15 protein-coding genes are annotated in these 19,375 nt (G+C 67.3%); 5 read left to right on the top strand and 10 right to left on the bottom strand.

Annotated features, from left to right (window positions below; translation table 11 throughout):
• Positions 1 to 91 precede the first annotated feature (91 nt).
• Positions 92 to 1,045, top strand: a complete 954-nt coding sequence (gene msrP, locus AC1DXK_RS10455) for a protein-methionine-sulfoxide reductase catalytic subunit MsrP (RefSeq protein ID WP_457106713.1) — start codon at positions 92 to 94, stop codon at positions 1,043 to 1,045.
• 39 nt (positions 1,046 to 1,084) lie between these two features.
• Here the strand turns inward: msrP and AC1DXK_RS10450 are convergent, their stop codons facing one another.
• The 8 genes from AC1DXK_RS10450 to carA all read right to left on the bottom strand — a co-directional run bounded on the left by AC1DXK_RS10450 (position 1,085) and on the right by carA (position 10,976).
• Positions 1,085 to 1,975 carry a LysR family transcriptional regulator gene (locus tag AC1DXK_RS10450; RefSeq protein WP_091779385.1) on the bottom strand — a complete coding sequence of 297 codons (891 nt, stop codon included), beginning with the start codon at positions 1,973 to 1,975 and terminating at the stop codon, positions 1,085 to 1,087.
• Between the two features lie 259 nt (positions 1,976 to 2,234).
• Complete coding sequence (gene trxB / locus AC1DXK_RS10445) at positions 2,235 to 3,215, bottom strand: thioredoxin-disulfide reductase (RefSeq protein ID WP_457106714.1); 981 nt, start codon at positions 3,213 to 3,215, stop codon at positions 2,235 to 2,237.
• Positions 3,216 to 3,229: 14 nt separating this feature from the next.
• On the bottom strand, positions 3,230 to 4,279 hold the full coding sequence (locus tag AC1DXK_RS10440; RefSeq protein WP_457106715.1) for a mitochondrial fission ELM1 family protein: 1,050 nt from the start codon (positions 4,277 to 4,279) through the stop codon (positions 3,230 to 3,232).
• Between the two features lie 221 nt (positions 4,280 to 4,500).
• A complete protein-coding gene (locus AC1DXK_RS10435) occupies positions 4,501 to 5,001 on the bottom strand; it encodes a hypothetical protein (protein ID WP_457106716.1) in 501 nt (166 codons plus the stop codon).
• Between the two features lie 5 nt (positions 5,002 to 5,006).
• Positions 5,007 to 5,483 (bottom strand): transcription elongation factor GreA, encoded by a 477-nt coding sequence (gene greA, locus AC1DXK_RS10430; protein ID WP_457106745.1) that lies wholly within the window; start codon positions 5,481 to 5,483, stop codon positions 5,007 to 5,009.
• A 90-nt stretch (positions 5,484 to 5,573) separates the two neighbouring features.
• Positions 5,574 to 9,047: a carbamoyl-phosphate synthase large subunit gene (carB, locus tag AC1DXK_RS10425; RefSeq protein WP_477297685.1), complete on the bottom strand. Its 3,474-nt coding sequence runs from the start codon at positions 9,045 to 9,047 to the stop codon at positions 5,574 to 5,576.
• A 173-nt stretch (positions 9,048 to 9,220) separates the two neighbouring features.
• Positions 9,221 to 9,598 (bottom strand): hypothetical protein, encoded by a 378-nt coding sequence (locus AC1DXK_RS10420; RefSeq protein ID WP_457106718.1) that lies wholly within the window; start codon positions 9,596 to 9,598, stop codon positions 9,221 to 9,223.
• 145 nt (positions 9,599 to 9,743) lie between these two features.
• Positions 9,744 to 10,976: a glutamine-hydrolyzing carbamoyl-phosphate synthase small subunit gene (carA, locus tag AC1DXK_RS10415; RefSeq protein WP_457106719.1), complete on the bottom strand. Its 1,233-nt coding sequence runs from the start codon at positions 10,974 to 10,976 to the stop codon at positions 9,744 to 9,746.
• A gap of 192 nt (positions 10,977 to 11,168) precedes the next feature.
• Here carA and AC1DXK_RS10410 point away from each other — a divergent pair, with 192 nt between their 5' ends.
• The 4 genes from AC1DXK_RS10410 (at position 11,169) to AC1DXK_RS10395 (ending at position 17,145) form a co-directional block, all read left to right on the top strand.
• Positions 11,169 to 11,630, top strand: a complete 462-nt coding sequence (locus tag AC1DXK_RS10410; protein WP_457106720.1) for a GatB/YqeY domain-containing protein — start codon at positions 11,169 to 11,171, stop codon at positions 11,628 to 11,630.
• 99 nt (positions 11,631 to 11,729) lie between these two features.
• Positions 11,730 to 13,625 (top strand): DNA primase, encoded by a 1,896-nt coding sequence (dnaG, locus tag AC1DXK_RS10405; protein WP_477297682.1) that lies wholly within the window; start codon positions 11,730 to 11,732, stop codon positions 13,623 to 13,625.
• 198 nt (positions 13,626 to 13,823) lie between these two features.
• The gene (rpoD, locus tag AC1DXK_RS10400; RefSeq protein WP_457106722.1) at positions 13,824 to 15,806 is read left to right on the top strand and encodes an RNA polymerase sigma factor RpoD; all 1,983 of its coding nucleotides are present in this window, start codon (positions 13,824 to 13,826) and stop codon (positions 15,804 to 15,806) included.
• 79 nt (positions 15,807 to 15,885) lie between these two features.
• On the top strand, positions 15,886 to 17,145 hold the full coding sequence (locus tag AC1DXK_RS10395) for an adenylate/guanylate cyclase domain-containing protein (protein ID WP_477297681.1): 1,260 nt from the start codon (positions 15,886 to 15,888) through the stop codon (positions 17,143 to 17,145).
• A 57-nt stretch (positions 17,146 to 17,202) separates the two neighbouring features.
• On the opposite strand, the gene AC1DXK_RS10390 is transcribed toward AC1DXK_RS10395, so the two are convergent.
• Positions 17,203 to 18,378, bottom strand: a complete 1,176-nt coding sequence (locus AC1DXK_RS10390; protein WP_477297700.1) for a tetratricopeptide repeat-containing glycosyltransferase — start codon at positions 18,376 to 18,378, stop codon at positions 17,203 to 17,205.
• A gap of 404 nt (positions 18,379 to 18,782) precedes the next feature.
• Positions 18,783 to 19,289: a retropepsin-like aspartic protease family protein gene (locus tag AC1DXK_RS10385; RefSeq protein ID WP_457106725.1), complete on the bottom strand. Its 507-nt coding sequence runs from the start codon at positions 19,287 to 19,289 to the stop codon at positions 18,783 to 18,785.
• Between the last annotated feature and the right edge of the window lie 86 nt (positions 19,290 to 19,375).

Here is a 19,375-nt window from a genome sequence, read left to right as displayed (position 1 = left end):
GGTCGTCGAAAGGGGAGACTGCGGCGTTTGCGCCCCTGTCGCCCCCGAGCGATCTGTGGGTTGTCCGCGCAGGATATCCGAGGAGACGGCGATGTTGATCAAGCGCAGACGCGGTTGGGAAATTCCGGAGCATCTGGCGACGCCGGAGACCGTCTTCCTCAACCGCCGGTCCCTGATCGGCGGCGCGGCCGGGCTCGCGGCCGGCTCGCTCCTTGGCGGCCGTCAGGCCCTGGCGGCCGCGGGCGACCCGACGCTGTACCCGGCGCCGCAGAATCCCGCCTACACCCTCGACAGGCCCCTGACGCCGGAGCGCTTCAGCGCCGACTACAACAATTTCTACGAGTTCGGGACGTCGAAGACGGTCCTGCCGGCGGCGAACGCCCTCAAGACGCAGCCCTGGACGCTGAAGATCGACGGCCTCGTGGAAAAGCCGTTCGAGATCGGCGTCGACGACCTAATCCGGAAGGTCGGGCTGGAGGAGCGTCTGTACCGCCACCGCTGCGTCGAGGCGTGGTCGATGGCGGTGCCATGGACCGGCTTCCCGCTGGCGAAGCTCGTGGCGCTCGCCAAGCCCGCCTCCGGCGCGAAGTACATCCGCTTCGAGACCTTCATGGACAAGGCGATGGCGCCGGGCCAGCGGGCCTTCTTCTACCCCTGGCCCTATACCGAGGGCCTGACGCTCGCCGAGGCCGGCAACGACCTCGCCTTCGTGGTGACTGGGATCTACGGTAAGCCGCTGCCCAACCAGTTCGGCGCACCGATCCGCGTCGCGGTCCCGTGGAAGTACGGGTTCAAGTCGGCGAAGTCGCTGGTGAAGGTCTCGTTCACCGCCGAGCGGCCGAAGACCTTCTGGGAGGGGCTCCAGGCCTCCGAGTACGGCTTCTGGGCGAACGTGAACCCGGCCGTGCCGCATCCGCGCTGGAGCCAAGCGACGGAGCGCGTCCTCGGAACGGACCAGCGGGTGCCGACGCTGATCTACAACGGCTACGGCGAGCAGGTCGCGGGCCTGTACAAGGGCCTGGAGGGCGAGCGCCTCTTCGTCTGATCCCGCCACGCGCGATGCTGAGCGCCGGCGAAGCCGGCCTCAGTAAGTCCAGCGCTGAGCCTTCGAGACCAGGAAATCCCGGAACGCCTGGACCCGCGCGACCGAGCGCATCTCCTCGGCATAGACGAGATAGCTCTCCAGGCTCGGCATCTCGGTCTCGCGCAGCACCTGCACGAGCTGCTGGCCGCCATCCACGGCGTAGTCGGGCAGGATCCCGATCCCGGCCCCCGCCTCCATGGCGCGCTGCAGGGCGCCGATATTGTTCACCGTGAGGTGGACCTGGCGCCGGTCCCGGCCCTCGCGGCCGGCATCGGCCAGCCAATGGGCGGCAAGCAGGTAGGAGGGCTCGTTCCCGCCGAACGAGACGAGGCGATGGTCGTCGAGTTCCTCGATCGTCTTGGGCTCGCCGAAGCGCTTGACGTAATCCGGGCTCGCGAAGGCGTGGTAGTGCACGGTGAACAGCCGCCGCTGGATCAGGTCCGGCTGGGCCGGCCGCCGCATGCGGATCGCCACGTCGGCCTCACGCATGGCCAGATCGAGTTCCTCGTTGGTGAGGATCAGCTCGATGCGCACATCCGGATAGAGATCGAGGAATTCGCCCACCCGCTGTGACAGCCAGGACGTGCCGAGGCCCACCGTGGTGGTCACCTTCAGGTCGCCGGTCGGGCGCTCGGAGGTTTCGACGAGACGTGCCCGGGTGTTCTCCAGGCGCAGCTTCATGTCCCGAGCGGCGCGGAACAGCAGGTCACCCTGCTCGGTCAGGAGGAGGCCGCGGGCATGGCGGTGGAACAGCGGCGCCTTCAGCTCCCGCTCCAGGGCGCTGATCTGACGGCTCACTGCCGATTGGCTGAGCCCGATATCGTCCCCCGCCTTGGTGAAGCTCCCCGCCTCGGCGACGTTGAGGAAGATCCGGATCTTATCCCAGTCCAAGGCAAGAACCCCTACCAGCGCGGCCCCGCTCTCCGCGCCCGGGAGAAACCGGCACGTGATGCGGCGGGCAGATCACCGGGCAAGCTGCGCGGTCCCGGGGGCGGATGGCCGCCCGCAGCACCGCGCGGGCATGCAATCAGTGCATCCCGGCGCAGTCAGCACCCCTATGCACACGGCGCATGGTCCAGCGCAAGCAGAAGCAGCGGGAAGTTGTTGAAAGGGTCGCTCCGGTCTCCGTCCGCGGAGACCGGAACCGTGGTCATTCCGCTGCGGCGGCCTGAACCGGGCTCTCACCGATATCGAGGTTGGCGAGAAACTTCTCGGCCTCCAGCGCCGCCATGCATCCCATGCCGGCCGCGGTGATCGCCTGACGGTAGACGTCGTCCGTCACGTCGCCCGCTGCGAACACGCCCGGGATCTCCGTCTCGGTGGTGCCGGGCTTCACCGTCAGGTATCCGCCGTGGCGCATGGGCAGCTGCCCCTCGAAGATCGCGGTCGCCGGCTGGTGGCCGATCGCCACGAACACGCCGTCGGCCTTCACCTCGCTGATCTCGCCCGAGCGCGGATCCTTGAGCCGGACATGGGTGACGGCCGGCGCAGGCTTCTGCACGCCGCAGATCTCGGCGACCTCCCGGTGCCACAGCACCTCGACGTTCGGATGCTTGAACAGGCGCTCCTGCAGGATCCGCTCCGCCCGGAACGTGTCGCGACGATGGACCACCGTAACCTTGCTGGCGATGTTGGCGAGGTAGAGCGCCTCCTCGACCGCGGTGTTGCCGCCGCCGACCACGACCACCTCCTTGCCGCGGAAGAAGAACCCGTCGCAGGTGGCACAGGCCGAGACGCCACCGCCCTGGAAGGCCGCCTCGGAGGGCAGCCCCAGCCACTTGGCCTGGGCGCCCGTGGCGATGATCAGCGCGTCGCAGGAATAGGTCTCGCCGGAATCCGCCTCGAGGCGGAACGGCCGCTGCTTGAGATCGACCTTCGTGATGTATTCCGACACGATCCGGGTGCCGACATGCTGGGCCTGGAGGCGCATCTGCTCCATCAGCCAGGGACCCTGGATCGCCTCGGCGAAGCCCGGATAGTTCTCGACATCCGTGGTGATCATGAGCTGGCCGCCGGGCTGGAAGCCGGAGATCAGCAGCGGCTCGACCATGGCGCGGGCCGCGTAGATCGCCGCCGTGTAGCCGGCGGGTCCCGAGCCGACGATCACGAGCTTGGCGTGGGTGTGGGCCATCTGTCTCGGTCTCCTCAGGCCGGGCCGGCCGCGCGGCGCGCATCATAGGCGTCGGCGAGCGCCTGCGCGATCACCGGCGTTGCGTCGATCGGCTTGTACGTCAGATTCGCCAACTGACCGGTGAACGGTCGGAGCGCCCCTGCGATCGCCAGGCCGGCGAACATCCGCCGATGCCGGATATAGGTGCGGGGCAGGTCGAACAGCAGGACCGGCGCGCCGGTGGCCACGGCCTCGCTGACCATGTTGGCCGAATCGGAGGTCACCACGATCGCTTCGGCGAGTGCCAGCATGGCGACGTAGGGATTGTCGCCGCTGCCGTCCCAGAGGAAGCCGCCGGTCTCGGCGGCCAGCGCCTTCACGGCGTCCCGGAGCGGGTTCGGCGTCCGGCGCGAAATCGTCACCATCAGGCGGCAGCCTTGACCGGCCAGCCCGCGCAGATCCTCGACGAGGCGGATCATGTCGGTCTTGCGGTAGCTCAGGTGCCGGCTGTCGCCGCCGACGAGGACCGCGACCCGCGGGCCGTCGAGGCGCGCGAGGCGCGGGTCCGGTCGGGCGCGAGCCGCGGCCAGCCGCGCGGCGGTGACGAGGTGGGGCGCCGTCAGCGTGGTGAAGACGTTGGGGCCGCGCAGGTCGTCGTAATCGGGGACCCAGATGAAGTCGGCGCTGTCCGCGCCGGTGCGCGGGTCCTTCAGGAACGCCGTGAAGGTGCGTCCGCCGGTGGCGCGGCGGACGGCCCGGAGATAGGGCACGGACCGTCGTCCCGAGGCGATCAGGACATCCGGATAAGGACCCGACAGAGCGCCGGCACGACGGCGGGGTCCCTCGCGGGGGTCGATCGGTCCCCAGGGCGCCATCCAGCCGAACGGACCGGAGGCCGGTACCTGCCGTGTCTCGAAGGCGAGGCCCAGCGTCTCGGCGATCCCGACGCATTGGTTCTCGTCGCCGGCCTTGCCGTCTGTGACGATCCAGGCGCGGGCGCGGGAGAGTTCGGGCAGATGCTCGGACCGCACCTCCAAGGGGCCGAGCGGGGCGGGTCTCGCCTCCGGCGCGTCGATGCTTGCCATGCTCCTCGCTCAGGAAACCCGCTTCAATTCGCCCGCCCCGGTCTTCGGGTCGACCGACGCCGCGCGCCCGATCCCCCGTGTCCGCCGCCCGTCACGACGGCCGCGATACGGCCCATGTCCCTGCGGGAGACGATTGCCACGCGCATCCTCGGGGGGCAGTCGACAGCGGTACACCTTGAACAGACCGCTCGCTACGGCCTCGGCCGTCCTCGCGCTCCGCTTTACTCCCGCGGCAGGTCCCGGGCGAGCCACTGGGCATAGATGTCGGCGATGGCGGCGAGCCGCCGACCCTCGAATTGCGGATCGTACCAGGCGCCGCCGGAGCTCGACGGCGTCGCGGTCATCTGCGGGTGCCGTCCGAGCACCTGCCCCTTCGGTCCGACGAGCAGCGCCTCGCCCTCCAGATAGTCGGTCTGGAAGTTTCCGCCCAAGCCGGGCCGCGCGCCGCTTCCGACATAGGACCGCAGCGACAGGCCGCTCACCACCACGACGAGACGCGGCCCGGGACCGCCGATCCGATCGGCGAAGGTCTTCCGGAGGGCCTCGGTCAGGTCGGCCGCGAGCGCCTCCGCCTGGAGACCGCCGCCTTTGTCGAGCAGCGGCCGGACATCGACGCGGATGTCGGAGAACCGGGCGGTGGGCGGAAAACCGTCCGCCGCCGCGGCGGTGGCGACCATGCCGAGTGCGACGCCGGCGAGCCGGCTCCAGGAACGCGGGCGCATAGCGCTCAGCCGCCGAACTGGACGGCGACGACCTCGTAGGACTTGCCGCCGCCCGGCGTCGTGACCTCGACGGTATCGCCGACGCCCTTGCCGATCAGCGCGCGGGCGATCGGCGAGGTGATCGAGACGCGACCGGAGCGCACGTCGGCCTCCGGCTCGCCCACGATCTGGTAGGTCTTCTCCTCCTCCGTGTCCTCGTCGACGAGCTTCACGGTGGCGCCGAACTTGATCTTGTTGCCCGAGAGCTTGGTGACGTCGATGATCTCGGCGCGCGCGATCATGCTCTCCAGTTCCATGACGCGGCCCTCATTGTGGGACTGCGCCTCCTTGGCGGCGTGGTATTCGGCGTTCTCCGACAGGTCGCCGAGCGCGCGGGCTTCCGCGATCGCCTGGATGATCCGCTGGCGCTCCACCTGCTGGCGATGCTTCAGCTCCTCTTCGAGGGCTGCGAAGCCGCGCACCGTGATCGGAACCTTGTCTATCGCCATCGTCTCGCGCCACAATGAAGAGGCCCGGCCGAGAGTGTAGCACTCCCTCCGGGCCACGAAATGAAGTCAGCGGAACCCTGAGGCTCAGGCCGCGAAGTATTCCTGCAACGCGCGGACCTTGAGATCGCCTTCTAGATAGGCCTTGATCCCCTCGGCCGCGGCCATCGCGCCCGCTAGAGTGGTGTAATACGGCACCTTATGCAAGAGGGCCGCACGCCGGAGGGAGCGCGAGTCCGACAGGGCGCCGGCCCCCTCGGTGGTGTTGAGGACGAGGTGGATGCCGCCGTTCTTGATCGCGTCGACGACGTGGGGCCGTCCTTCGAGGACCTTGTTGATCCGCTCGGCCGGGACGCCGTTCTCGACGAGATAGCGCTGCGTGCCGCCGGTCGCCAGGATCGAGAAGCCGAGATCGGACAGGAGCTTCATGGTCGGCAGGATGCGCGCCTTGTCGGCATCGCGCACCGAGACGAACACGCTTCCTGCCTTCGGCACCTGCGTGCCGGAACCGAGCTGGCTCTTGGCGAAGGCCACGCCGAAGCTGGCATCGAGCCCGATCACTTCGCCCGTGGAGCGCATCTCCGGGCCGAGCAGCACGTCGACACCGGGGAAGCGGGCGAACGGGAAGACCGCTTCCTTCACGGCGATGTGCGCCAGGGTCTTGGGCCTCAGGCCGAAGGTCGCGAGGGCCTCGCCCGCCATGATGCGGGCCGCGATCTTGGCGATCGGCTCGCCGATGACCTTGGCGACGAACGGCACGGTCCGTGACGCGCGCGGGTTCACCTCCAGCACGTAGATCGTGCCGTCCTTGATGGCGTACTGGACGTTCATCAGGCCGACGACGTTGAGCGCCAGCGCCATCGACTTGGTCTGACGCTCCAGCTCGTCCATGATCTCAGGCGATAGGGAGCGCGGCGGCAGGGAGCAGGCCGAATCGCCGGAATGGATCCCGGCCTCCTCGATGTGCTCCATGATGCCGGCGATGAACACGTCCTTGCCGTCGCAGACCGCGTCGACATCGATCTCGACCGCGTCCGACAGGTAGCGGTCGAACAGGAGCGGGTTCTTGCCCAGCACCGTGTTGATCTGGCCGGTCTTGTCGTTCGGGTAGCGGGCCTTGACGTCCGACGGGATCAGGCTCGGCAGGGTGTCGAGGAGGTAGTCGGCGAACTGCGTCTCGTCGCGGATGATCGCCATGGCGCGGCCGCCCAGCACGTAGCTCGGGCGCACCACGAAGGGCAGGCCGAGATCGGCAGCCACCAGCCGGCTCTGCTCGACCGAATAGGCGATGCCGTTCTTCGGCTGCTTCAGGCCATGGCGGTCGAGGAGGCGCTTGAACTGATCGCGGTCCTCGGCGAGGTCGATGGCGTCGGGCGAGGTGCCGAGGATCGGCACGCCGGCGGCCTCGAGGGCGCGGGCGAGCTTCAGCGGGGTCTGGCCACCGAACTGCACGATCACCCCGTGCAAGGTGCCGGCCTGCCGTTCGGTCTCGATGATCTCCAGCACGTCCTCGGCGGTGAGCGGCTCGAAGTAGAGCCGATCGGAGGTGTCGTAGTCGGTCGACACCGTCTCCGGGTTGCAGTTGACCATGATGGTCTCGTAGCCGGCATCCGACAGTGCGTAGCAGGCGTGGCAGCAGCAATAGTCGAACTCGATGCCCTGACCGATCCGGTTCGGGCCGCCGCCGAGGATGATGACCTTCTTGCGGTCGCTCGGGAACGCCTCGTCGGCGACCGTGCCGGCGAAGGGCGCCACGTAGGTGGAGTACATGTAGGCGGTCGGCGACTTGAACTCGGCCGCGCAGGTGTCGATCCGCTTGTAGACCGGGCGCACGGCCAGGGCGCGCCGGGCCGCGCTGACGGCGGCCTCGTCGGCCTTGGCCAGCACCGCGAGGCGGGCATCCGAGAAGCCGGCGGCCTTGAGCTGACGGAAGGCGCCGGCCGTCTTCGGCAGGCCGTGGGTCCTCACGCGGTTCTCCAGGTCGATGATCGCCTGAAGCTGCTCCAGGAACCACGGATCGATCTTGCAGGAGGCGTAGACCTGCTCATGGCTGACGCCCAGGCGCAGGGCCTGCGCGACCTTGAGCAGCCGGTCCGGGGTTGGCGTGCCGATGGCCGCCTTGATGGCGTTGTGGTCGTCGCCCTTGCCGAGCCCCTCGATCTCGATGTCGTCGAGGCCGGTCAGGCCGGTCTCGAGCGAGCGGAGGGCCTTCTGGAGCGATTCAGCGAAGCAGCGGCCGATCGCCATGGCCTCGCCCACCGACTTCATCGCGGTGGTCAGCGTCGGCTCGGCGCCCGGGAATTTCTCGAAGGCGAAGCGCGGGATCTTGGTGACGACATAGTCGATCGTCGGCTCGAACGAGGCCGGAGTCGCGCCGCCGGTGATGTCGTTGGCGATCTCGTCCAGGGTGTAGCCGACCGCGAGCTTGGCTGCGACCTTGGCGATCGGGAAGCCCGTCGCCTTCGAGGCGAGTGCCGAGGAGCGCGACACGCGCGGGTTCATCTCGATCACGATCATGCGCCCGTTCTCCGGGTTGATCGCGAACTGCACGTTGGAGCCGCCGGTCTCGACGCCGATCTCGCGGAGCACCGCCAGCGATGCGTCGCGCATCACTTGGTACTCCTTGTCGGTGAGCGTCAGCGCCGGTGCGACGGTAATCGAATCACCGGTGTGCACACCCATCGGGTCGATGTTCTCGATGGAGCAGACGATGATGCAGTTGTCGTTCCGGTCACGGACGACCTCCATCTCGTACTCTTTCCAGCCGAGCACGCTTTCCTCGATGAGCACCTCGTTGGTCGGCGACGCGTCGATGCCGCGTTCGACGATGTCGAGGAACTCCTCGCGGTTGTACGCGATGCCGCCACCGGTGCCGCCCATGGTGAAGGACGGCCGGATGATCGCCGGCAAGCCGACTTCGGCGAGGGCAATCAGCGCCTGCCCGATCGCGTGCTCGCCGTAGCGCTTGCGCCGCTCGGTCTCGCCCGCCGCCCAGCTCTTCTCGTAGGCCGCCAGGGCCGCCTGGCGCGCCGCCGGATCGGTGTTGCCCGCCTCGATCCGGGCGATCTCGGCCAGATAGGCCTGGCGGTCGGCCTTCTTCGCCGCGGAGGCGTTGGCGAGCGCCGATTTCGGGGTGTCGAGGCCGATCTTGGTCATGGCGTCGCGGAACAGGCTCCGGTCCTCCGCCTTGTCGATGGCCTCCGCGGTGGCGCCAATCATCTGCACGCCGTACTTGGCGAGCAMGCCCATCTTCTGCAGCGACAGGGCGCAGTTGAGCGCCGTCTGGCCGCCCATGGTCGGCAGGATCGCGTCGGGGCGCTCCTTCTCGATGATCTTGGCGACGATCTCGGGCGTGATCGGCTCGACGTAGGTCGCGTCCGCCATGTCCGGGTCGGTCATGATGGTCGCGGGGTTCGAGTTCACCAGGACGATCCGGTAGCCCTCCTCGCGGAGCGCCTTGCAGGCCTGGGTGCCGGAATAATCGAACTCGCAGGCCTGTCCGATGATGATCGGACCCGCACCGATGATCAGGATCGAGGAGATGTCGGTGCGCTTGGGCATCTGCGGCCTTCTCAGGCCAAGCGCGCCCGATCGGGCAGGGCTGAATTCAGCCCTGCTCCCGGACGCGCGTGGCGGGATTGTCGTTGAGCCCTGCGTTTACACGGGCGACGGGCGCATTGGAAGGCCGTGAGGCATACGCAGCCTCGGCTTTGCACCCGTTGCGTGTGGGAGACTCAGAAGCCGGCGTAGAGTGCGGCCAGCGCGCGGTCGATCGACAGGTAGAACACCCCGAAGGCCACCACGGCGGCGGCGGCGAATTCCAGGGCCACGTTGGGGAGCGTCTGCGCGCGGCGCAGAGCCTCGCGGCCGAAATACAGCGAGACCCAGGCGAGGGCGAGGACGGCCGGCAGGGCGAACAGGTAGGAGACCGTGCTCTCCACCCGGTCGAAGCCGCCGGTCGGATCGATCAGAGCCCGGATGTTGCGCACCCACGGGGCATAGAACGCAGCGTAGAGGGCGGTCAGCCACGACAGGCTCACCGCGATGCCGAGATGGAACGTGAAGGTGCGGTGCAGGCGGGAGAAATCGTCGCGCGCCTCGTCGATGGTCATCCGGCTATCCCCTGCGACGGCGCCTGTGCCGGCGGACGCGGATGCGTCGCCGCGCACGGCCTGTCTTGGGGTTCCTTAAGCCGGCGGATTCGGCGGATTTTATGGCCCCGGCAGGGCTCGAATGGGATCGCGCCAGGGCGTGGCCTCAATCCCGCGTCGCTGTCTCCGGCGCGCCGGAGCGCATCAGAGTCACGAAGCGCTCAAACAGGTAATGGCTGTCCCGCGGCCCCGGCGAGGCCTCGGGATGGTGCTGCACCGAGAAGGCCGGGCGGTCCGTGAGGGTCAGGCCACAATTGGAGCCGTCGAACAGCGACACGTGGGTCTCCACGGCCGTTTCCGGAAGGCTCCCCGGATCCACCGCGAAGCCGTGGTTCATCGACACGATCTCGACCTTGCCGGTGGTCTTGTCCTTCACCGGATGATTGGCGCCGTGGTGGCCCTGGCCCATCTTCACGGTCCGGCCGCCGAGGGCGAGGCCCATCAGCTGGTGCCCCAGGCAGATGCCGAAGGTCGGGACCTTCTCGTCGAGAAGCCTGCGGATCACGGGGACCGCGTAGGCGCCGGTGGCGGCGGGGTCGCCGGGCCCGTTCGACAGGAAGATGCCGTCCGGCTTCATCGCCAGGATCTCGTCGGCGGTGGTGGTGGCCGGGACCACGGTGACGTCGCAGCCGGCCTGGGCGAGGAGCCGCAGGATGTTGCGCTTCACGCCGTAATCGATGGCGACGACCTTCAGGCCCTCGCCCTTGGCGCGCTGGCCGTAGCCGTTGCCCAGCGCCCACACGGTCTCAGACCATTCTGAAGGCGCGCGGCTCGTGACCGGCGGCACGAGGTCGAGCCCCTCCATGGGCGCCAGCGCGGCCGCGCGGGCCTTGAGAGCCTCGCGGTCGAACCTGCCCTCCGGATCGTTGGCGATCACGGCGTTCGGCATCCCCTGGTCGCGGATGCGGGCGGTGAGCGCCCGCGTGTCGACGCCGGTGATGCCGACGATCCCGCGAGCCTTGAGCCAGCCGTCGAGATGCGAGGACGAGCGCCAGTTCGACGGCTTCGTAACCGCCGAAGCGATCACGGTGCCGCGCACACCCGAGGCCGGCGCCGCTTCCAGGCTCTCGAGATCCTCGTCGTTGGTCCCGACATTGCCGATATGCGGGAAGGTGAAGGTGACGATCTGCCCGGCGTAGGACGGGTCCGTCAGGATCTCCTGATAGCCGGTCATCGCGGTGTTGAAGCAGACCTCGCCGTCGGCGACGCCTGTCTGGCCGATGCCGAAGCCCTCCAGGATGGTCCCGTCGGCGAGCACCAGCAGCGCCGTCGCGACGGGCTCTGCCCACGGCTCCGGAGCGGCGGGCTCGGGGGCATTCGCGGCGGCGTCTTGCAGCATGGGCTGAGTCTCGCTTATGTCCGGCCGAAGGCGAGCGCCGTCTTGCGGCGCTCCCGGCTTGCGGCATGATCGTGTGCGGCGCTCTTAGCGAGCGGCCCGCGATGGGGTCAATGTGGCTCCACGGCCGACAGGGCTCAAGACCCGCAAACCGCAGGCCAGCCCCCCGTTTCCACCGTTGGAAGGCTCAAGACGATGCTGCGCGCGCGCTTCACCACCGAGATGAAGGAGGCCATGAAGGCCGGCGACAAGGAGAGGCTCGCCACGGTGCGGATGATCCAGGCCGCCCTGAAGGACAAGGACATCGAGGCGCGGGGCCTCGGCAAGGAGCCGGCCTCCGACGAGGAGATCCTCGCCCTGCTCCAGAAGATGATCAAGCAGCGCACCGAATCGGCCGCCGTCTACGAGCAGGGCGGCCGCCCCGAGCTCGCCGCCAACGAGCGCGCCGAGATCGCCATCGTCGAGAGCTTCCTGCCGAAGCAGATGGACGAGGCCGAGATCAAGGCGGCCGTCGAGGCGGCGATCGAGGAGACCGGCGCCGCAGGCCCGAAGGACATGGGCCGGGTGATCGGCGCCCTGAAGGGCACCTTCACGGGCCGGATGGATTTCGGCAAGGCGAGCGCTCTGGTGAAGGCGGCGCTGGCGGCCAAGGGGTGAGTCTGTCCCCGCAATCCACGCCGGTTTTCGGACGGGGAAGGGACTCCGACCCGCCCGACGCGCTATAGAAGCGGGTTCCGACACCACATCCCAGGCCCCGTGCGCTATCCGCCCCACATCCTGGAAGAGATCCGCGCCCGGCTGCCGGCCTCCTCGGTGGTCGGCCGTCGCGTGCAGTTGAAGAAGGCCGGCCGCGAGTGGCGCGGCCTCTCGCCGTTCAACGCCGAGAAGACGCCGTCCTTCTACGTCAACGACCAGAAGCAGTTCTATCACTGCTTCTCGTCGTCCAAGCACGGCGACATCTTCACCTTCCTGATGGAAACGGAGGGGCTGAGCTTCCCGGAGGCGGTGGAGCGTCTGGCGGGGGAGGCCGGGGTCAGCCTGCCCGCGCAAACCGAGGACCATCGGGAGTCGGAGACCAGGCGCGCCGGGGCCATCGAGGTGATGGAGATGGCGGCCCGCTGGTTCGAGGAGCGCCTGCAATCCGGGCAGGGCAGCGAGGCGCGCGCCTACCTCGAACGCCGGGCGCTGGGGCGCGAGATCCAGCAGCGGTTCCGCCTCGGCTACGCGCCGAACGAGCGCTACGCCCTGCGTGACCATCTCGCCGGCAAGGGCGTCGACAAGGCGCTGATGGTCGAACTCGGCTTGCTCGCGGCCGGGGAGGGCGTCTCGGTCCCGTACGACTATTTCCGTGACCGGGTGATGTTCCCGATCACCGACACCCGCGGCCGGGTCGTGGCCTTCGGCGGGCGGGCGCTCGCCAAGGAGGTGCGCGCCAAGTACCTGAATTCCCCCGAAACGCCGCTCTTCCACAAGGGCCGGACACTCTACAACCTCCACGGCGCCCGGAAGGCCGCGCACGAGCGCGGCTCGATCATCGCGGTCGAGGGCTATGTCGACGTCATCGCCATGACGCTCGCCGGCCATCCCGAGACGGTGGCGCCCCTCGGCACCGCGTTGACCGAGGACCAGCTCGGCCTGCTCTGGCGCCACGCCGACGAGCCGATCCTGTGCTTCGACGGCGACAAGGCCGGCCAGCGGGCGGCGTTCCGCGCCCTCGACATCGCGCTGCCGCTCCTAGAACCCGGCCGCTCGCTCCGGATCGCGCTGCTGCTCGGCGGTCAGGATCCCGACGATCTGCTGCGCTCCGGAGGCTCCGGGGCCATCGACCAGGTGCTGGCGGCGGCGTTGCCCCTCTCGGAGCTTCTGTGGCGGCGCGCCGTCGAGGCCGGCCCGGTCGACACGCCCGAGCGGCGCGCCGGCCTGACCCAGACCCTGCGCACCACCGTCGCGACCATCCGCGACGAGACCGTGCGCCGCTACTACCGCGACGACATCGAGGATCGCCTCCGCGGCCTGTCCCCGCGCGGCGCCCGCGCCGCCGGCCAGCAGGCCACGCGCGGGGGCCGCCAACGCTACCTTCGGCCCGGCGAGCCCGTCTCCCCGCGCATCACCGGAGGCCCGAGCCCCTCGATGACCGCTTCGGCGGGTTTCACGGGCGCCGCTTCGGTCCGTGAGGCCGTGATCGTCGGCACCCTGCTGGCCCACCCCGAGATGGTCGCGGAGTTCGGTGAGGAGATCGCCGAACTCGACTTCGAGGATCCCGATGCCCGGGCGCTGCTGTCCGTCCTGCTAGCCTGCGCGGCCGAGGATGAGCATCTGGCACCGGAGGTGTTGCAGAACCGCATCAATCGGGCGGCACTCGYACCGGCAGCTGACCGGATCCTGGCGCTGGCCCGCTCGCGGGACCGCACGACCCTGGCGCCGCATGCGGATCCTGCACACCGTGCGGATGCGCTCCGACAGGCAATGATCTTGCACCGGCAGGCAGGAGCGCTACATACCGAACTTCGCGAGGCACGGCAGGCGTTTGAGAATGATCCGACCGATGCCGGGTGGGCATGGCTCTGCGAAGTGAAGGCGAGGCTGGAAACCGTCATCGCCGCTGAGGCGGAGGCCGATGCACCGGTGTCGAGCGACTCGACGGCCGCGTGATCCCTGTGTCATGGCGGTGGCGGGGGGCAGCGTCCCGCCATAGTTAACAATCGGTCAAGCCTCAGGCTTGCATACGGAAACCGACGATTCAAGGCGACGGAGCGATCCGGGGCCGATCTCATACGGCGGCGCCGACGGCGTGGACCGGCCTTTATCGGGGCCTCCGCAACGCGCCGCGTGCGAAACAATAGGCTGATCATGGCGACGAAGGCAACGGAACGGGACGAGACGGACGCTGCCACCGAGCAGCAGACCGACGGGCCGCTCCTCGACCTGACGGATGCTTCGGTCAAGCGTATGGTCAAGCTCGCCAAGAAGCGCGGCTACGTGACCTATGAGGAGGTCAACGAGGTTCTGCCCGAGGGTCAGTCCGATCCGGACCAGCTTGAGGACGTGCTCTCGCAGCTCTCCGAGATGGGCATCAACGTCGTCGAGGCCGAGGAGACCGACGAGGCGGCGGGCGAGAAAGCCGCCGAGGGCGAGGAGGAGGAGGCCGAGGGCGGCGAGGTGGCTGAGGTCGCCCCCGCCCGTGCCGTCGCGGTCGCCACGACCACCACCAAGGAGCCGACCGACCGGACCGACGATCCGGTGCGGATGTACCTGCGCGAGATGGGCTCGGTCGAGCTGCTCTCCCGCGAGGGCGAGATTGCCATCGCCAAGCGCATCGAGGCCGGCCGCGAGGCGATGATCGCAGGTCTCTGCGAGAGCCCGCTGACCTTCCAGGCGATCATCATCTGGCGCGACGAGCTGGTGGAGGGCAAGGTCCTCCTGCGCGACATCATCGATCTCGAGGCGACCTACGCGGGGCCGGACGGCAAGAACGCGCCGCAGATCGCCGAGGGCGAGGAATCCGAGGACGGCGAGCCGCCGGCGCCTCCGGAGGGTGGCGACGACGAGGACGACCTCGAGAACAACGTCTCGCTCGCCGCGATGGAAGCGGAGATCAAGCCGCGAGTCCTGGAGACCTTCGACGCGATCGCCGCCAACTACCGCAAGCTGCGCAAGTCCCAGAGCGAGGGCACCGAGCGCAAGGCGGCGGGCGAGAAGAACACGCCCGCCCAGGACCAGAAGCAGGTCGAGCTGAAGGACATCGTCGTCGCCGACGTGAAGTCCCTGTCGCTCAACAACAACCGCATCGAGGCTCTGGTCGGCCAGCTCTACTCGATCAACAAGCAGCTCATCGGCCACGAGGGCCGGCTGATGCGCTACGCCGAGAGCCACGGCGTGGCCCGCGACGAGTTCCTGCGCCACTACCAGGGCTACGAACTCGATCCGAACTGGATGCAGCGGGTCGGAACGCTCGGCGGCAAGGGCTGGAAGAACCTGGTCGAGCGCGGCTCCAAGCAGGTCTCCGAGCTGCGCGCGCAGATCCTCGACCTCGCCTCCGAGACGGGCCTGGAGATCGGCGAGTACCGCCGCATCGTCAACATGGTCCAGAAGGGCGAGCGGGAAGCCCGGCAGGCCAAGAAGGAGATGATCGAGGCCAACCTGCGCCTCGTGATCTCGATCGCCAAGAAGTACACGAACCGCGGCCTGCAGTTCCTGGACCTGATCCAGGAGGGCAACATCGGCCTGATGAAGGCGGTGGACAAGTTCGAGTACCGCCGCGGCTACAAGTTCTCGACCTATGCGACGTGGTGGATCCGGCAGGCGATCACCCGCTCGATCGCCGACCAGGCGCGCACGATCCGCATCCCGGTGCACATGATCGAGACGATCAACAAGATCGTTCGGACATCGCGCCAGATGCTGCACGAGATTGGTCGCGAGCCGACCCCGGAGGAGCTGGCCGAAAAGCTGGCCATGCCGCTGGAGAAGGTCCGGAAGGTCCTCAAGATCGCCAAGGAGCCGATCTCCCTCGAGACGCCCATCGGCGACGAGGAGGACAGCCACCTCGGCGACTTCATCGAAGACAAGAACGTCGTCCTGCCGATCGACGCGGCGATCCAGTCGAACCTGCGCGAGACCACGACTCGGGTGCTCGCCTCGCTCACGCCGCGCGAGGAACGCGTGCTGCGCATGCGTTTCGGCATCGGCATGAATACCGACCACACCCTCGAGGAGGTCGGCCAGCAGTTCTCCGTGACCCGCGAGCGCATCCGGCAGATCGAGGCGAAGGCGCTGCGGAAGCTGAAGCACCCCTCGCGCAGCCGGAAGCTCAGGAGCTTCCTGGACAACTGAGCCCCCGCCGCGGCCAAGGCCGCGGCGCCTCCCCGTCGACCGCGTTGCCACGGCGCTGCGCGGCATCCACTCTGGCGCCATGCTCGAACGCCGCCCGCCAACGCCCGGTTTGCCGACGGCCTTCGCGGACGGTTCGGAAGCCGACGACGTGCCTTTCGGCGCGTTGCAGCCCTCCGTCGGCATCCGCGACTGGCTGCTCGGCGAGGGCGCCCGGATGCCCAACGCCGAGGAGCTGCTCGCCGGGCTCGCCGAGCGCCTGATCGCCATCGGCGTCCCCGTCGACCGCGCCTCGACGGCGATCGACACCCTGCACTCGGAATATGCCGGCGTCGGCCGGATCTGGACCCGGGACGGCGGCACCACCGTGCGGCTGTTCCCGCACGGTGCCCGCTCGACGGACGCCTACCTCAACAGCCCGTTCCATACCGTCCACGAGACCGGGGAGTGGCTGATCCTCGACCTCGCGGAGACGCCGGACGACGCCTTCGCGATCGTGCCGGACCTGAAGACCAGCGGCTACACCCACTACGTGGTGGCGCCACTGTTCTTCACCAACGGCACGAAGAACGGCATCACCTTCGCCACCCGGGCGCCGGAGGGTTTCCGAGACGACGATATTGCGATCCTGCGATTCGTCATGCCGGCGCTGGCGGCGGTCATGGAGATGCGTGTCCTCAACAAGCAACTCGACCACGTCCTGCGGCTCTACGTCGGCGACGAGCCGCACCGGGCAATCCTGGCGGGCGACATCCGCCGAGGGAAGGTCACGCGGATCCGCTCGGCGATCCTGTTCGCCGACATGCGCGACTATACCCGCACCTCCGCCGACATGACCCCCGAGGAGGTGGTAGGCCTGCTCAACGTCTTCTTCGACTGCCTCGTACCGCCGATCGAGCGCGAAGGCGGCGAGGTGTTGAAGTATCTCGGCGACGGCCTGCTGGCGATTTTTCGCGAATCCGGAGACGATCTCGGCGGCGCCGCCAAGGGCGCGCTCACGGCGGCGCAGCATGCGCTGGCGGCTCTCGACGAAGCCAACGCCCTGCACCAGTTCCCCGTGCCGGTGGCCGCCGGCATCGCCCTCCATCACGGCGAGGCCGCCTATGGCAATGTCGRCTCGGGCTCCCGTCTCGACTTCACGGTGATCGGCCGGGACGTGAACCTCGCGAGCCGCATCGCACAGCTCAACCGCACCCTCGGCGAGCCGCTGCTGATGTCGAAGCCGTTCGTGGATTTTCTCTGGGGGGATCCGGTCTCGCTGGGCGAACACCGGCTCAACGGCTTCGACGAGCCCATGGCGGTGTTCCGCCCGAAATTCCTGCGTCCGCGCAAGCCGAACTGACACAGCTTCCGACCGCAGGCGGATCGTATCTTTCCGCTGCGTGCAGAGGTGCCGTGGTCATCGCCTCACGATGGCCTGGATCCGCGCCGCACCCTTCGTACGGTCCAGAAACGGCCAATCCGGGACGAACTCCGTGCTGTAGGCGGATTGCTGACAGCCCCAAACGGGGTCGATCATCCTGGCGAGCGCTTTCTTGGCCAGATCGCCGATCAAAGCGCGAACATCGTCGGGCACGCCTGTTTGATCTAGTATTTCCAAGCAATTAAACAGGCAACACCGGTACTGATTTGTATAGTATGCGTGTATGGATAATTCCTGCCGCAATCCGTAGGCGTATATCCAAGGCTCCAAGTCTATTCCTTCGGAGGGCATCTTCAGAAAAATTCCGGCCTCGGCGAAGTAATACCCAGTGACAAAATCTTTCTTGTGTCGGCAATAACGGCTCGCCCCATATCGGGCCTCGGCCCGCTCCGGCGCCAACTGAATCGCCCGATTGTAGATTTTTAAGACACTGTCTTTTGGCCTGTCAAATTGCTCCATGATAACGGCTGCGACGATCAAGCTTTTGTATATCTCTTCGTCTCCGTGGCCGAGCTCGGTTCGCTTCAGAAACAATTCCAGCGCCTCTTTGCTCTTGCCAGATTTATGATAGTAATCTGCCAAGTAGAATGTGTATCTTGCACGAAGGAATGGATTTTCTTCGGAATAAAGGGCTTTTTCCAGGACGGCGATGTCGCGCGAAACGGTATCCTTATCCCGCCGACGCGCACCGTCGTGGCCGCGCCGAATCGAGAGAGGCAGAAGCGTTCGAGTCGGCTGTCCTGGAGCGTGCAGAAACTCATGGATCACACCGACATATTCCCATTCCCACGAGTTGTTGATGAGATGCCTTCGGGTATACACGTTTTCCGTATCGATAATTGTAAAACTATATGATGCGTCGCATAGCTTCGGCAGCTCGAAATCATCGGTTATGATCAGCTCGTCGTCGGCATCGATGATGAGGGAATACGGCGCATGCGAGCGCGCCAATCTCAACGACTCCGATCGATTGTATGCGAAATCGACCCAGGGCCGCTCGAACAGCGTACCCGGCAGATCCGCCATTGCCGCGCGGATGACGTCCTGAGTGCCATCCGTCGAGCCCGTATCGACGATCACCCAATGATCGATCATAGGGCGAACAGAATCCAAGCATCGCCGAATAACGTGCGCCTCATTCTTCACAATCATCGACAAACAGATTGTCTGACCAAACTTATTCATACTCGCAAATCCCGAAGCGCACCGAATGACAAGCGCGCGTTTTTACACATCTACGGATGCAGACTTGAACGCAATATGACGCTACAGCATGTAATGCATCAATTCGAGTCTCGAAGCGACATCGATTCGCGGCGTGTCTGATCGTTAATCGAAAGCTTTAATTCCAAATATGGGTAGACAATTCTGCTGCCATCAGAATTTGATTAAACGTATTGGCTGAAATTCTGGAGAATTATTTAGCGATCGACATCGCTCCAAAGCATCTTGGCGCGATGGATGCTGCGGACGCAAAGGTGGCGACCGGCGAGTCCGTCTCAGCACGCCAATCCGGCCAGATCCGGATCGTGCCTCTCGACAGTCCCCATGGGTGCTCAGCCCCGAAGCGTCATCGTCGCGCCGCTGACACTGAAATCGCGCAGGCGCTTCAGGAACGACATCCCGAGCAGGCTCGTGGTGAGGCGCCCGCGGGGGATGATCACGGCGTCGACGTCGCGCACGGTGATCGATCCGACCTGCATCACCGCGATCCGGATCGGCGCCACGTTGACGGTCCCGTTCGCCGTGTTCCAGACCCGGTTGAAGTCTTTCGGGGCGACCCTGATCCCGATCCTGTCGGCATCCTCTTCCGAGAAAGCGCAGGAACTCGCACCGGTATCCACCATCATCGGCAGAGCCCGGCCGTCCATCAGGGCGTTCACGAAGAAATGGCCGTTGCGGCCGGCCTGCAGCGCGACGCCGACCACGCCGCTATCCCCGGCGGGCAAGGGGAGCGGAACAGCAATCGCCGGAGCCGAATCCGCACGGGTGCGCTCGCGGAGCTTCTGGAACGCCGTGGCGGACAGGAAGCCGATCGTGCAGACGACAACGAATGTGCGCACGCGTCCCGTCCCGGCCCGAGCCATCGGAGCCGGTTTGGCCGAGGATCCGTGAAGGGCTGGTACCCGACGCGCAACCTGCCGGCGTC

The organism is Methylobacterium sp. P3_A11 (assembly GCF_056403155.1).
This window is presented reverse-complemented; position numbering and strand designations above follow the sequence as displayed.

Excerpts from the sequence above, each read along its gene's own strand:
- AC1DXK_RS10440 (WP_457106715.1), bottom strand. The coding sequence starts at position 4,279 with ATGGCAAGCATCGACGCGCCGGAGGCGAGACCCGCCCCGCTCGGCCCC.
- msrP (WP_457106713.1), top strand. The coding sequence starts at position 92 with ATGTTGATCAAGCGCAGACGCGGTTGGGAAATTCCGGAGCATCTGGCG.
- rpoD (WP_457106722.1), top strand. The coding sequence starts at position 13,824 with ATGGCGACGAAGGCAACGGAACGGGACGAGACGGACGCTGCCACCGAG.
- AC1DXK_RS10435 (WP_457106716.1), bottom strand. The coding sequence starts at position 5,001 with ATGCGCCCGCGTTCCTGGAGCCGGCTCGCCGGCGTCGCACTCGGCATG.
- AC1DXK_RS10390 (WP_477297700.1), bottom strand. The coding sequence starts at position 18,378 with ATGATTGTGAAGAATGAGGCGCACGTTATTCGGCGATGCTTGGATTCT.
- AC1DXK_RS10410 (WP_457106720.1), top strand. The coding sequence starts at position 11,169 with ATGCTGCGCGCGCGCTTCACCACCGAGATGAAGGAGGCCATGAAGGCC.
- carA (WP_457106719.1), bottom strand. The coding sequence starts at position 10,976 with ATGCTGCAAGACGCCGCCGCGAATGCCCCCGAGCCCGCCGCTCCGGAG.
- trxB (WP_457106714.1), bottom strand. The coding sequence starts at position 3,215 with ATGGCCCACACCCACGCCAAGCTCGTGATCGTCGGCTCGGGACCCGCC.
- AC1DXK_RS10420 (WP_457106718.1), bottom strand. The coding sequence starts at position 9,598 with ATGACCATCGACGAGGCGCGCGACGATTTCTCCCGCCTGCACCGCACC.